Raw genomic sequence first — 14,542 nt, forward strand, 5'->3', positions numbered from 1 at the left:
GATATTAAAGAAAATACATTATGTCAGGACATAACGAATCAATTTTAAGAGAACCACTAATCACCGGACAGAATATCACGTATGCTAAGATTACGGATGATATTTTAACTCCGGTTGAAAACAAGCCGAACAGGGCGTGGTGGATAGGTTTTATTGCCTCCCTTTGTGGAGCCACTTTATGGCTCGTAGCCGTTAGTTATACCTTCTGGTTTGGTATCGGCGCATGGGGGCTGAATAAAACAGTAGGATGGGCCTGGGATATTACCGGCTTCGTATGGTGGGTAGGTATCGGTCACGCCGGTACACTTATTTCAGCTGTACTCTTACTGTTCCGTCAAAACTGGCGGAACTCAATTAACAGATCTGCAGAGGCGATGACCATCTTCGCCGTTATCTGCGCCGCAACATACGTTGTTTCCCACATGGGGCGCCCCTGGTTAGCTTACTGGGTATTACCTCTACCAAATCAGTTTGGTTCTTTATGGGTAAACTTTAACTCACCGCTGGTTTGGGATATGTTTGCGATTTCTACTTATTTCTCTGTATCCTTACTATTCTGGTATACAGGTCTATTACCGGATATCGCTACTATTCGTGACCGTGCTACTGGTCTTCGCCGTAAAATCTACACGATTTTCTCTTTCGGCTGGAACGGTAACGTTAAGACATGGCAACGTTTTGAGACTGTATCACTTGTGCTTGCAGGTATCTCAACGCCACTGGTTCTTTCGGTACATACAATTGTATCCATGGACTTTGCAACTTCGGTTATCCCGGGCTGGCACACCACAATTTTCCCTCCTTACTTCGTTGCCGGTGCGATTTTCTCTGGTTTCGCGATGGTATTAACGTTATTACTTATCGCACGTAAGGTTCTGGGTCTTGAGAACTACATCACCATGTTCCATATTGAATCGATGAACAAAATCATCATTCTTACTGGTTCCATCGTAGGTGTGGCTTATTTAACAGAATTCTTCATCGCCTGGTACTCAGGTTCTGAATACGAAACTTATGCCTTCGTCAACCGTTCAACCGGTCCTTACTGGTGGGCATACTGGATGATGATGACTTGTAACGTAATTTCTCCTCAGTTGTTATGGTTCAAGAAAATCCGTTTAAGCATCACTGCTACCTGGATTCTCTCAATCGTAGTTAACATTGGTATGTGGTTTGAGCGTTTCGTAATTATCGTAACTTCATTACACCGTGATTACCTGCCTTCAAGTTGGGCAATGTTCTATCCGACATGGGTTGACGTAAGTGTATTTGTTGGATCAATCGGAGTATTCTTTACTTTATTCCTGTTATTCCTGAGAGTACTTCCTTCTATTGCAATCGCAGAGGTGAAAATGATTCTTAAGTCTTCTAGTGAGCAGGAAAAACTGAAACAGATTAAATCTGGTCACCTGGATAAAGCTCAGGTAAAAGAGTACGTAGAATCATTAGAGAAATTTGATAGTGTTAAACAAGAAGAATACGCAAAAATATAACAATGAGTAATATCAAATATATTTTAGGCAGTTTCGGCGATCCGGACGAAATGATGCATGGCATCGAAAAGTTACAGGAGAATAACATCTCGATTTATGATGTATATACGCCCATGCCTATCCACGGCATCGAAGCCAAACTAGGAATTAAAAGATCAAGACTGGATGTTTTCGCATTTTTCTGCGGGATCACCGGTACAGCATCTGCATTCGCATTGATCTATCTGACCTCTGTGGTGGACTGGAGACATAATATTGGAGGTAAGCCAGCCATGGCACTACCGGATTTTATTCCAATTATGTTTGAATTAACTGTACTGTTTTGTGCATTTGGTTTAGTTGGTGCTTACTACGCGTCTACTCACCTTTTCCCGGGTAGATCACCTAGGGTAATGGATCTTAGAGCATCCAACGATAGATTTATTATCGCTGTAGATGCTAAGCAAAATGCAGAACACAGTAAAATTGACGGGTTATTAAAAGAAGCTGGTGCTATTGAAGTTAAGCACAATGAAAGGAAGTATATTAGCTATGAATAAGAATAAAATAGTTGCAGCCTCATTTGTTCTTTTGGCCTTTGTTGCGACGCTTTCAGCCTGTAAGGATAACAAAAGTACAGGACTGGAATATGCAAGAAATATGTATGATCCTCTTGCTTATAACCCTGATCAGCCGAACAATAATTTCGCTAACGGACAAACTGCACAAACTCCTCCTGCAAACACTAACCCGATAGGGTTCGTTAAGTATGAGTATGCAAATACTAAAGAAGGTTACGAAGCTGCAGGTGCAAACCTGAAGAATCCTCTTCCGCATTCTGAGCAGAACCTCTTGTCTGGTAAACATTACTATACCGTATTCTGCGGTCCTTGTCACGGTGACAATGGTGATGGTAAAGGTCATCTGGTACAAATTGAGAAATATGCCGGAGTTCCTGCTTACCATGGTGACGCTGCTTCATCACGCGGTGGTGCTATGTCAGATCTGAGCGAAGGCAAAATCTATCATACAATTATGTATGGTTTAAATAACATGGGATCACATGCTTCTCAGCTAACTCCAGATCAAAGATGGAAAGTCGTGATGTATGTTCAACAATTACAAAAAATACAATAGAAAAGCAGATATAAATGGGAACTCACAATTATAATTTTACTGAGCAGTTTGAGTTTACAGGAAAGGCGAAAACTTTAAGTATCGTGGCTATTGTCATCGGACTTGCAAGTATCGGCTATGGTTTTTCTGATCATGGACTTCATGAACGGACTTTTGCCAACCTGTTATTAATGGCGTACTACTTTGCATGTGTATGTATGTCAGGCGCATTCTTTTTAGCTGTTCAGTTTGTCGCACAGGCAGGTTGGTCTGCATCTATACTCCGTGTACCTCAGGCTATGGCCAAAGTACTACCTATTGCAGTAGTGATTTTAATCGCTATCATCGGAGCTGGTCTTTATACACATAACCTTTATCACCACTGGAATGCCCCAGGTCTTACCGACCCGACGGATCCTAACTATGATAAATTAATTGACGGTAAATCGGCATTTTTAAATGTGCCTTTCTTCCTTGCCCGTCAGGTAATATTTTTGGGAGTATATTGCTTCTTCGCTTTATTACTTTCTAAACTTTCTACCAACGAGGATCTGGAAGGTGGATTAACTTCTTATAATAAGAGTTTCAAGTACTCTTGTATATTTTTAGTTATCTACGGATTCACAACTCCAATTTTTGCTTTTGATACCGTGATGTCTCTTGAGGCTCACTGGTTCTCTACAATGTTTGGCTGGTACAACTTCGCAGCAATGTGGGTGAGTAGTCTTGCTACTATGGCAGTGATTATCATTCTGGTGAGAAAAGCAGGTTATATGCAATGGGTTAATAATAGCCACCTGCACAACCTTGGTCAGTTTATCTTTGGTTTCTCTATTTTCTGGACATATGTATGGTTTGCTCAATTTATGTTGATCTATTATGCTAACATGCCGGAAGAAACTGTGTATTTTTACAAAAGGTTTGAGTTTTACAAATTCTGGTTCTACCTGAATTTAGTAATGAACTTCCTTGCTCCGGTTCTTCTGCTGATGGACCGTGACAATAAAAGACACGAAAATATCTTACTGGGTGTTTCAATAGTGGTACTTTGCGGACACTGGGTAGATTACTACCAGATGATCATGCCGGGTACTGTAGAAGAACATAACGGTTTTGGTATTATTGAGATAGGAACAGCTATTGGATTTGTAGGATTATTTACCTTTACAGTACTGTCTGCACTAAGTAAGAGCCCGCTGATTGCAAAGAATCATCCTCTCCTTGAAGAGAGTCTGAATCACCAGTTGTAATTATTGGTTAGAGAGTATATAAATTAATAGTATAGTAGAAGTACATCGTACTACTTTTAAGAAAATGAGTTTAAGAAAATTTATAAGCAATAAGACAATAGCGGCCCTGGCAGTGATTGTTACTGTGTTTGCAAATACCAGCGCATTTGCACAAGAAGCTGCCGCCGGTGCTGCCGCTACGGCTGCAAAACCGATCGATATGTTGCCGATTTACAAATCGGTTGCATTTTATACCCTGTTATTTTTACTGGTTTGCTTATTTATAGCAATAATCGGTAAAGCTTTGCGGGTATATGAGTTAACACGTGAAGCTCAGGACAAACCTGAAGGAATCAACTGGAATACCATTAATGCGGTTCTTTTCATACTTTTCTTAATAGTTGGTCTTGGCGGTGTATATTTTGAATATACAGTTCATGGTAGCATGATCCTGCCTGACGCGGCATCGGAACATGGTAAGAAAATTGATCAGATGTTTAACATCACGCTGATCCTTACGACAATTGTTTTCATCGGAACACATATTGTATTGTTTGTATTCTCTTATATCTACAAACACTCCGGAAAGAGAAAAGCTTACTACTATCCGCATAACAATGCTTTAGAGCGTATCTGGACTATCGTTCCTGCTTTAGTTTTAACTGTTCTTGTTTTAATGGGCTTCCTGACCTGGAGATCAATTTTCTACAAAATTGAAGACCCTAACAATAAGCCTATAAGCATTGAAGTTACTTCTCAGCAGTTCTCCTGGACTATCCGTTATCCTGGTGCTGATGGTGTTGTTGGTTTGAAAAACTACAAACTGATCACTGGTACAAATGGTTTAGGTATGGACTTTAATGATAAGAACAACCTTGATGACCAAATGGCAGAGGAAATGGTTATTCCGGTAAATAAACCGGTAAGATTAATCTTAACTAGTAAAGACGTATTACACAGTTTTTACATGCCGCATTTCAGAGTTCAGTTAAACACTGTTCCCGGTATGACTTCTTACTTTGAATTTACGCCTACAATTACTACCGCCGATATGCAGGCAAAGGTTAATGATCCAGCTTTTAAATTCTTGTTCTTATGTTCAAAAATTTGTGGATCTGGTCACTATAATATGCAGAAAGTTGTTCGTGTTGTTTCTCAGGCTGAATATGACGCCTGGATTGCTGAGCAACCATTAATTATAAATAATGATCTGAGGAAAGAATTTAACTTACCATTAGTAGCAGATCCTGCTGCAGGAGCAACTCCGGCTGCACCTGCTGATAGTACTGCAACTGCTGGCAAAGATTCTTCTGCTGTAGCAATGAACAAACCGGCTTTAAAAAAATAATTATACTGGAATAGCGCATTATGTCAACTATAACATTACACGATACACATAACAATGATCATCATGACGGACACGATCATGGTCATCACAAGGAAACTTTTATAACGAAGTACATTTTTAGCCAGGATCACAAGATGATCGCTAAACAGTTTTTAATAACTGGTATCGTTATGGCTGTTATTGCCATGGGATTGTCGATTTTATTCCGTTTGCAATTAGCATGGCCAGATAAAAGTTTCCCTATTTTAGAGACCTTTTTAGGTAAATGGGCAGAAGGAGGAAGGATCAAACCTGATTTTTACCTTGCCCTGGTTACCATTCACGGTACCATCATGGTATTCTTTGTACTGACTGCCGGATTGAGTGGTACATTCAGTAACTTATTAATTCCGCTTCAGCTAGGTGTACGGGATATGGCTTCGCCTTTCATGAACATGCTTTCATACTGGTTATTCTTTGTAGCCTGTGTAATTATGATGGCTTCATTCTTTATTGAAACGGGACCTGCAAGTGCCGGATGGACAGTTTATCCGCCGTTATCTGCTATTCCAAAAGCTATTTCTGGTTCAGCCATGGGTATGACTTTGTGGTTAATTAGTATGGTCTTATTTGTTGCTTCTCAGCTAATGGGTGGTATCAACTATATCAGTACTGTATTAAACATGCGTACTAAAGGTATGGACCTTTGGAAAATGCCATTAACTATCTGGGCTTTCTTCCTGACAGCTATTCTGGGAGTGTTATCTTTCCCTGTATTAGTTGCTGGTGTTGTTCTGTTAATCTTTGACCGTAGTTTCGGTACAAGTTTCTATCTTTCTGATATCGTAATGGGTACACAGGTGTTACCGAATGAAGGTGGTTCTCCAATTCTTTGGCAGCATTTATTCTGGTTCCTTGGTCACCCAGAGGTATATATTGTAATTATGCCTGCATTAGGTATTTCTTCTGAGGTTATCTCTGTGAACTCAAGAAAACCAATCTTTGGTTACCATGCGATGGTTTACTCACTGATCGGTATTACAGTGTTATCATTTATCGTATGGGGTCACCACATGTTTGTAACGGGTATGAATCCATTACTGGGCGGTGTATTTATGATCACGACTTTAATTATTGCGGTTCCTTCTGCAGTAAAAACATTCAACTATCTGGCTACTTTGTGGCGCGGTAATATCAGGTTCACTCCAGCGATGCTTTGTGCAATCGGTATGGTTTCATTCTTTATCTCTGGTGGTTTAACAGGTATCTTCCTGGGTAATGCTTCACTGGATATTAACCTGCATGATACTTACTTTGTTGTTGCTCACTTTCACTTGGTAATGGGGTCTGCTGCAATCTTCGGTATGCTTGCCGGTGTTTATCACTGGTTCCCTAAGATGTTCGGTAGAATGATGAATGCTAAATTAGGTTACCTGCACTTCTGGCTTACTTTTATTTGTGCATACCTGGTATTCTTCCCATTACACTTCTTAGGTCTTGACGGTGTTCCGCGTCGTTACTATGCCTTCACTGAGTTTGAATTTATGCAGAAATGGGTTACCGTTAACGTATTTGTAACCTGGGCAGCGATTGTAGCGGCTCTGGCACAAGTAGCATTCCTGTTTAACTTCTTCTACTCAATTTTTAAAGGTAAAAAAGCTACACAGAATCCTTGGGAATCTAATACATTGGAATGGACTACGCCTGTTGAGCATATCCATGGTAACTGGCCGGGAGAAATTCCAACAGTTCACCGTTGGCCATATGATTACAGTAAACCTGGTGCAGAAGAAGATTTCATTCCTCAAACTGTTCCTTATTCTCAAACGATGCATTCAAACATGCCTCATGATTTTGAAGGTAATGCTGAGTCTGAGCGTATCCAGAGAGAATGGGATGCTGCTAACGGTATTGTGCGCGAACAGCACTAATTCCAATATAAAATAATGAATGAGGTTATCTGGTTGAGTTTATACTTAGTTCAGTAACCTCATTTTTTTTAACCTTTTCAACTACATGGTTACTAAATCTGAAAATAGATTTATCCGGCTTAACCTGATAACTTTAATCGTCACACTGGTGCTCATTCTAGCGGGTGCAGTTGTCCGCAGTACGGGTTCCGGAATGGGCTGTCCTGACTGGCCTAAGTGCTTTGATCAGTATATTCCGCCGACCTCTGTTGATCAGTTGCCCCAGGATTATAAAGAGAAGTATGTAGCTGGAAGGATTGCTAAAAACGAGCGTTTCGCAAAGCTGCTTGATAAAATGGGTAAATCTCATCTGGCTAACAGTATCCGCCATGATGAGACAATCGCCGTTCCGGAAGAGTTTAACGTCGCCAAAACCTGGACCGAGTATATTAATAGGCTTACAGGTGCCGTTACTGGGTTTTTGTTGGTCGGACTGGTCATTTGTTCTTTCGCGTATAAGGGAAAAGCCAATAGGCTTATTGTCCTGAGCTTGCTGAATGTTGTGATTGTTATTATTCAGGCCTGGCTTGGTTCAATTGTTGTTTCTACAAATCTGGTTGCCTGGATTGTAACCGTGCATATGCTGTTGGCCATAGTGATTCTTGCCATTTTGGTTTATACGCATTTTTATGCGGATAGTTTAAACAGGGAACGCACCATCATTATATCTGGTACAGGCTGGCTAAAACTATTAGTGTCGGTTTCGGTTATTCTCAGCATTATTCAGATTGTTTTTGGTACTGAAGTGCGGGAAGCTATTGATGAGGTTTCCAGAAATTTACTCTATGAACAGCGGAATACATGGGTTGCTAAAACAGGTGCCATTTTTCAGTATCACCGGGATCTCGCTATTTTTGTGGTGGTCGCTAATGTGGTGATTTATCAGTTGATGATGAACAAATTTGGGGGTAAAGCCAAAGAATTGAGAATGTCTAATATGATCATACTAGTTTTGCTGATTCAGATTGCAAGTGGATTAATATTGTCTAACTTTGCACTGCCTCCTTTCGCTCAGGCAACGCACTTAGTGTTCTCAACAGTACTGTTTACCCTGCAGTTTTACCTCTTTTTACAGGTATACCGCACACGGACTTACAATCAATAATATTAAACATACAGGAATTGAAATTATTTTTCTCAGATCTATCTAAACTCATCAAATTCAGACTTACATTTCTGGTTGTGTTTTCCGCTTCCATTACTTTTTTGATTGGATCCAGAATGCAGGTTGCCAGAGGTGAAATTCCAGGAATTGACTGGGGCAACTGGCTAATCCTGGTTGTGGGTGGATTTCTTGTCACCGGTGCGGCGAATTGTTTTAATGAGATTATTGAAAAGGACCTGGATAAGCTAATGACCCGTACAAAGGACCGTCCCATGCCTGCTGGCAGAATGACAACCGGGCAGGGTTTGGTTATGGGACTTATTATGGGGATGTTCGGTACCTGGTTACTTGGTAAATTAAACCTTGAAACCGGACTGATCTCTGTCTTTTCCATCCTGTTATACGCATTTGCTTATACACCTTTAAAAAGAAAATCTCCTATTGCCGTATTTGTCGGTGCTATTCCAGGAGCGTTACCCCCGCTTATTGGCTACTTAGCTGCAATGGGGCATGTTAAACACTTCTTGCCTATTGATTATGAAATAGCAGGGATATTATTTTTAGTTCAGTTCGTATGGCAGTTCCCACATTTCTGGGCTATAGCCTGGGTGCTGGATGATGATTACAAAAAGGCTGGATTCCGTTTGCTGCCGACAAAGAAACGTGATCGCGTTAGCGCTGCATTTGTATTTATTAGTGCGTTAGTCTTGATTCCGGTTAGTTTGATGCCCACATTTTACGGATTCGGTGGGTATTATATTGCTGGGTTTTCCCTGATTGCAGGGTTATGGTTCCTTTGGTATGCTTATAAGCTGCTGGTAAACCTGGATATCGAAAGTGCGAAAAAAGTTATGTTTGCTTCATTCTTTTATATTCCATTGGTTCAATTGATTTTGTTATTTGATTTTATAGGTAAATAATATGGTACATACATTAAAACAGGAAGATGTAGAACACGATTTACAATCTTCAACCAAAGCCAAGAAATTCGTACTCTGGCTGTTTGTAGTTTCTTCGACAATTATGTTTGGAGGATTTACGAGTTATTACATCGTTTTTGCAGCATCTAAGGGCAAAGGACATGGTCTGGTTTTACCGGATATGTTCACTTACAGTACATTGGTACTTGTTCTAAGTAGTATTTGTCTGTTTTTTGCAGCTCGTGCTGTACGTCAGCAGAATATTAGTGCACAAAGGAGCCTGCTTTGGGTTACATTAGCACTCGGACTTGGATTTGGTTATTTACAGGTCGATGCATGGTCTGCTTTATATCAGACCGGAGCGACATTAGTTAATAACAATGCTGCAATTTCGGTCATTTACATTGTTTCCGGAATGCACTTACTGCATATCTTTGCAGGCGTTTGTTTTATTTTAAACAGCCTTTGGGGATCTTATACTAAGGTTCCGCAGGAGAATGCGGTTTATCGTATTGAAATTGCTTCTATATTTTGGCATTTTATAGATATATTATGGATATATCTTTATGTTTTTTTACTTTTGAACAGTTAGACTTTTTAACAAACTATTACAATTTTTAAAATGAATTCATTATCACAATTAGATCAGGTAAAAACTACTCCATGGAGTGGCGGCCGTTCACCGTGGTCGGTAGAATACGGAAAAATAATGATGTGGTTTTTCTTGCTATCTGATGCATTTACATTCTCTTCCTTATTAGTATACTACGGAGCTCAACGTTTCTCTAAGTTTACATGGCCTGATCCGGATCTGGTTTTCCAATCTATCCCGGGTATTGTGGATACAGGTGCGCCTTTGGTGTTTGTAGGTATCATGACTTTTATCCTGATTATGAGTTCAGTTACTATGGTTCTTGCTGTAGAAGCTGGTCATAGAATGGCGAAAAAAGAAGTTGTAGGCTGGATGGTCGCTACAATTATCGGTGGTTTCATGTTCCTTGGCTGTCAGGCATTGGAGTGGAGTCACTTACACCATGAAGGTTTCTGGTGGGGATCTATTCCTGCAGCTGATAGGTTACAGGATTTCTTTGTAGGCCCGGTTTCCAATGTTTCTGCATTACAGTTTGCTAACTTATTCTTTACGATCACCGGGTTTCACGGTTTCCACGTATTTACGGGTGTCCTTTTAAACATTATCATTCTGATTATGGCGATGAACGGTACATTTGAAAAACGTGGTCATTACCTCATGGTTGAGAAAGTTGGACTTTACTGGCACTTTGTTGACTTGGTTTGGGTATTCGTATTTACCTTCTTCTACCTAGTATAATTTTCCATCTTTAATCTTAATCACATGTCTGAACATAACATACAAAATACAGAAGAACATGCACATGATGAGCATGCTGGTCTAAGCAAATCTAAAATCTGGCAGGTATTTTTTATCCTGTTAGGTATTACGGTAGTTGAATTTATCATAGCCCTGGTTATTTTGCCAAAAGGTATGATGGGACATACGACAGGTAACGTTCTTTATATTTTACTTACAATTCTGAAAGCATATTATATCGTTGCTTACTTTATGCACCTTAAGTTTGAAAAAACCGGTCTACAGCTCGCGCTGGGGCTAGCCTTTATATTTATTATATACTTCATTGTTCTAATGCTTATAGAAGGCGGGTATCTTCATTTACACATGTCACTTCATCCATGAGGTTAACTTCAATAAAGAAAGTATTAATCCTGGTATCGATTTTAGCGGTACCAGGATTTTTATATTATGCACTCGTTAAAGAAGGTAAAAACAGGTATAAGCCTTTGCCTTTTTTTGGCCCTAAAGAGGTTGCATCGACTTTCCATTCCAAAATGGGCAAACAAATTCCTGATACTATCTATCATATGCTTCCCGACTTTAAATTGTTGAATCAAGCTGCTGACAGTGTAACCTGGAAGTCGTATGAAGGAAAGATTATAGTGCTGAATCTATTTTACACACAGGGTGATAACTATGCAGTTGAATTTGCCGGTAAGGCAATGAAAAACTATATGAACACTTATAGGAAGAATCCACTGGTTCATGCGATAAGCTTAAGTATAGATCCGGTTGCAGATAAACCTTCAGAATTGAAAAAATATGCTGACAAAATTGGTGCGAATGCCGGTAAATGGGATTTGTTATCAGGAGACAGTACGGAAATCTATCAATGGATTAATAAGGGACTTTATATAGATGCTCACCAGGGTATAGAGAATGGTGAGAAGAAGTTTATATACAGTAACCTTTTTGTACTACTGGACCCACAGCATAGAATCCGGGGGTATTACGATGCGACTAATCAGGAAGCACTCTCTAAACTCGATGATGAAATTAAAGTTCTTATTGCTGAAGAACTCAGAAATGTCCGTGATGGCAGATAATGCCCAACAATTTAGCTAAACATGACTACTTTAAATGATAAATTTTTCCTGCGTCTCATCTGGATTGTGACAGCAGTAGTACTTGTTGTTGTAATTGCATTGAAGCTTGTTCCGGCACCGGAAACAAAACCTTCATTTATTTATTTGCTGCCACATTTGATTGGCGGTATCAACGCAACCTGTGCTGTATTACTTGTAATTTCCCTGATCTTTATCAAGAAGAAAAATATTCAGGCCCATAAAATCACCAACATAATTACATTTATGTTGTCTGCAGTGTTTCTTATATTCTATATTCTCTTTCACCTGTACGAGAAAGATACCAAATATGGTGATATTGACCATAATGGGATTTTAGATGCAGCTGAACTCGCGGCAGTAGGCGCTACGCGAATGATTTACTTCTTTATTCTAATTACCCACATCATTCTTGCTGTAATTGTGTTGCCACTTATTCTGGTGAGTTTCCTGCGCGGTTTCAGTATGCAGGTTGAGCGTCACCGTAAGATCGTAAGATGGGCATTTCCTGTTTGGTTATATGTTGCTGTATCGGGAGTTATTGTATACTTGATGATCAGTCCATACTATAACTTTTAAGATTAGTATAATTAGCGGATACAGTTCTTTTTTGACATCACTGTGTGAATCGCCCCTTGCTGTCTGAATGCTATAAAGTTTATATTTGTTGTCATGCCAATAGGCTTATTATAAGCTGAGATTATATATACCGCATGGTTTGCTTTGAATTAAAAAATATCATACACATGAAAAAGTTTTTAATTATCTGTCTGCTTTTCTGCAGTGCTTTTATCGGCACTGGAATTTCAACTGCCTCTGCGCAATGTGCTATGTGTTCGATCAGTGCTGAACAAGGTACTAAGAATGGTAATACACAGGGAAAGGGATTAAATACAGGCATTGTTTATCTGCTGGTTATTCCATATATCTTAATTGCTGGTATCGGTGTTTTATGGTATAAAAAGTATCGTACTTCAAAGTTTACGCAAAGCTCCTGATCGGTTGCCGGATATGGTAAAAACCACAAAGCTATCGGCAGTAATTAACGGAAAATGTCCGCACTGCAGAAGAGGCGACATATTTACTGGAAACCTGTATGGATTTAATTTACAGCGTACTAACGAGAATTGCGGTCATTGCGGACAGCGCTATGAAATTGAACCTGGATACTTTTATGCGGCGATGTATGTCAGCTATGCTATGAATGTAACAGAGATGATCGCGACAGGCTTTGCGACCTATATATTTTCTGGCGGTAATCTGGAGTTCGATTCTTTATGGTTATATGTTTCCGTTATTTTTGGAGGCTGTTTTCTGCTTTCCCCATTTAATTACAGATATTCCCGAATTATTTTATTGCACTGGCTCTCCCCGAGAATCGGTTACAATCCAATATATGACAGACCATGATTAAACCTGAAAGCCTTAATTTTTTAGTGGAACTCGCTGCCAATAACAATAGAGAGTGGTTTGCAATCCATAAACCCCGTTATGAAGTGGCAAGAGAGGACGTCCTTAATTGGGTCGAAGAGTTGATTCCCTTACTTGCAGCTGCCGACCCCGCTTTTCCACTGGAAACTAATCCTAAAAAGTGCCTGATGCGGATCTATAGAGATGTCCGTTTTAGTAAGAATAAAGATCCTTATAAGAATAATTATGGGATTTCTTTTGCTGTAAAACAAAATGGAGGACCCGATTACTACCTTCACATCCAGCCTGGCAATTCATTTTTCGCAGCAGGATCCTGGATGCCACAGGCTTCAGATTTGAAACTCATTAGAGAAGAGATTGATTATAGTGCAGAAGAGTTTCAGGAAATTGTTAATGAGAAGCAATTCAGCAGTCAGTTTGAGTTATCTTACTCCGATACGCTGAAGAAAGCTCCCAAAGGATATGATCCGGAAAATCCTATGATTGATTATTTAAGATTGAAGAGTTTTATAGCTTCATTTCCGATTTCCGATACTGACCTTTTTAAACCCGAAATAAACAATCAATTAAAAAAAGCTTTTCAGGGAGTCTATCCTTTTGTTTCCTTCCTCAGAAAAGCATTAGACCAATAAATAAGATGATTAAACGAATTTTTCTATTTTCTGCCGTTGGATTAATGGTGAGTGCATTTACGTCATGTGTTGTAATGTCCCCTAAAAAATATAAAGCTTTGCTGGCGAATAGAGACTCTCTCAATACAGATCTGGGCAGCGCAAGGAACTCCAATGAAAGCCTTGAAAAGACTATCGGACGTTTGAAGCAGGATACAGCAGACTTATATGGTAAGCTGAATGAATTAGGCGGCAAATATAAAGATGTAGACGGCAAGTATAAAACACTCAAGAGTAACAGTTCATCAGCAATTAGTAAGCTGTCTGATGACCTTAAAAAACGTGAACAAAGGCTGAAAGAAGTCGAAGATGTATTACGCAAACGTGATGAAGCAACAAATCAGCTCAAAGAGAAACTACAGCAGGCTTTATTAGGCTTTACAAAAAGTGGGCTGACAGTTGAGATGAAAGACGGTAAAGTATATGTTTCGCTGATGGATAAGTTATTGTTCCCATCCGGCAGTATCGTTATTGATGAGAAGGGGAAACAAGCCTTGACTCAACTTGCTAAAGTATTGAAAGAACAGCCTGATATCATTATTGCTGTCGAAGGCCATACTGATTCGCAGAAAATAAATAATCTGGGGCAGATCAAAGATAACTGGGATCTGAGTGTGTTACGGTCCACTTCGGTAGTTCGTTTTCTAACTGAGAATGAAAAAGTTCCCGGGGTTCGGTTAACTGCCACTGGAAAAGGAGAATTCCAGCCTTTGGAATCTAATTCGTCAGCGGACGGCCGAAGCAGAAACAGGAGAATCGAGGTGGTATTATCACCAAAATTGGATGAATTATATAATTTGATTAAGCAATAATCCTGTTATAAACTATAAACTATAAACAAAAGCGGCTGTATCATTTTTTATTT

General features: G+C 39.6%; 17 protein-coding genes. All 17 read left to right on the forward strand.

What is annotated here, in order from left to right; translation table 11 throughout:
- Positions 1-20 precede the first annotated feature (20 nt).
- The 17 genes from nrfD to BLR53_RS07955 all read left to right on the forward strand — a co-directional run bounded on the left by nrfD (position 21) and on the right by BLR53_RS07955 (position 14,489).
- Positions 21-1,493 (forward strand): NrfD/PsrC family molybdoenzyme membrane anchor subunit, encoded by a 1,473-nt coding sequence (nrfD, locus tag BLR53_RS07875; protein WP_037440869.1) that lies wholly within the window; start codon positions 21-23, stop codon positions 1,491-1,493.
- Between the two features lie 2 nt (positions 1,494-1,495).
- A complete protein-coding gene (locus tag BLR53_RS07880) occupies positions 1,496-2,032 on the forward strand; it encodes a DUF3341 domain-containing protein (protein WP_037440866.1) in 537 nt (178 codons plus the stop codon).
- Positions 2,025-2,609 carry a c-type cytochrome gene (locus tag BLR53_RS07885; RefSeq protein WP_234797526.1) on the forward strand — a complete coding sequence of 195 codons (585 nt, stop codon included), beginning with the start codon at positions 2,025-2,027 and terminating at the stop codon, positions 2,607-2,609. Before BLR53_RS07880 ends, BLR53_RS07885 begins: the two co-directional genes overlap by 8 nt.
- A gap of 14 nt (positions 2,610-2,623) precedes the next feature.
- The gene (locus BLR53_RS07890; protein WP_074588849.1) at positions 2,624-3,838 is read left to right on the forward strand and encodes a quinol:cytochrome C oxidoreductase; all 1,215 of its coding nucleotides are present in this window, start codon (positions 2,624-2,626) and stop codon (positions 3,836-3,838) included.
- A 64-nt stretch (positions 3,839-3,902) separates the two neighbouring features.
- On the forward strand, positions 3,903-5,165 hold the full coding sequence (locus BLR53_RS07895) for a cytochrome c oxidase subunit II (protein ID WP_037440861.1): 1,263 nt from the start codon (positions 3,903-3,905) through the stop codon (positions 5,163-5,165).
- A 20-nt stretch (positions 5,166-5,185) separates the two neighbouring features.
- A complete protein-coding gene (locus BLR53_RS07900) occupies positions 5,186-7,075 on the forward strand; it encodes a cytochrome c oxidase subunit I (protein WP_170844845.1) in 1,890 nt (629 codons plus the stop codon).
- Positions 7,076-7,160: 85 nt separating this feature from the next.
- The gene (locus BLR53_RS07905) at positions 7,161-8,219 is read left to right on the forward strand and encodes a COX15/CtaA family protein (protein ID WP_037440856.1); all 1,059 of its coding nucleotides are present in this window, start codon (positions 7,161-7,163) and stop codon (positions 8,217-8,219) included.
- A 17-nt stretch (positions 8,220-8,236) separates the two neighbouring features.
- Complete coding sequence (gene cyoE / locus BLR53_RS07910) at positions 8,237-9,139, forward strand: heme o synthase (RefSeq protein ID WP_074588851.1); 903 nt, start codon at positions 8,237-8,239, stop codon at positions 9,137-9,139.
- Position 9,140: 1 nt separating this feature from the next.
- The gene (locus tag BLR53_RS07915; protein WP_037440851.1) at positions 9,141-9,731 is read left to right on the forward strand and encodes a cytochrome c oxidase subunit 3; all 591 of its coding nucleotides are present in this window, start codon (positions 9,141-9,143) and stop codon (positions 9,729-9,731) included.
- 30 nt (positions 9,732-9,761) lie between these two features.
- Entirely contained in the window at positions 9,762-10,469 is a 708-nt protein-coding gene (locus tag BLR53_RS07920) for a cytochrome c oxidase subunit 3 (RefSeq protein WP_037440848.1), read from the forward strand.
- 24 nt (positions 10,470-10,493) lie between these two features.
- A complete protein-coding gene (locus tag BLR53_RS07925) occupies positions 10,494-10,853 on the forward strand; it encodes a cytochrome C oxidase subunit IV family protein (RefSeq protein ID WP_037440842.1) in 360 nt (119 codons plus the stop codon).
- Positions 10,850-11,557: an SCO family protein gene (locus tag BLR53_RS07930; RefSeq protein WP_037440840.1), complete on the forward strand. Its 708-nt coding sequence runs from the start codon at positions 10,850-10,852 to the stop codon at positions 11,555-11,557. The genes BLR53_RS07925 and BLR53_RS07930 overlap by 4 nt, the downstream gene beginning before the upstream one ends.
- Before the next feature lie 21 nt (positions 11,558-11,578).
- Entirely contained in the window at positions 11,579-12,154 is a 576-nt protein-coding gene (locus BLR53_RS07935) for a DUF420 domain-containing protein (protein WP_037440838.1), read from the forward strand.
- Between the two features lie 167 nt (positions 12,155-12,321).
- Positions 12,322-12,573, forward strand: coding sequence for a hypothetical protein (locus BLR53_RS07940; RefSeq protein WP_037440836.1), 252 nt, complete (start codon positions 12,322-12,324; stop codon positions 12,571-12,573).
- Between the two features lie 13 nt (positions 12,574-12,586).
- A complete protein-coding gene (locus BLR53_RS07945; protein WP_037440835.1) occupies positions 12,587-12,985 on the forward strand; it encodes a hypothetical protein in 399 nt (132 codons plus the stop codon).
- Positions 12,982-13,638, forward strand: a complete 657-nt coding sequence (locus BLR53_RS07950; RefSeq protein WP_037440833.1) for a DUF2461 domain-containing protein — start codon at positions 12,982-12,984, stop codon at positions 13,636-13,638. Before BLR53_RS07945 ends, BLR53_RS07950 begins: the two co-directional genes overlap by 4 nt.
- Positions 13,639-13,646: 8 nt before the next feature.
- The gene (locus BLR53_RS07955) at positions 13,647-14,489 is read left to right on the forward strand and encodes an OmpA/MotB family protein (RefSeq protein ID WP_083332044.1); all 843 of its coding nucleotides are present in this window, start codon (positions 13,647-13,649) and stop codon (positions 14,487-14,489) included.
- Positions 14,490-14,542 lie beyond the last annotated feature (53 nt).

Origin of the sequence: Pedobacter antarcticus (assembly GCF_900103515.1) — a bacterium.
Classification (GTDB): domain Bacteria; phylum Bacteroidota; class Bacteroidia; order Sphingobacteriales; family Sphingobacteriaceae; genus Pedobacter; species Pedobacter antarcticus.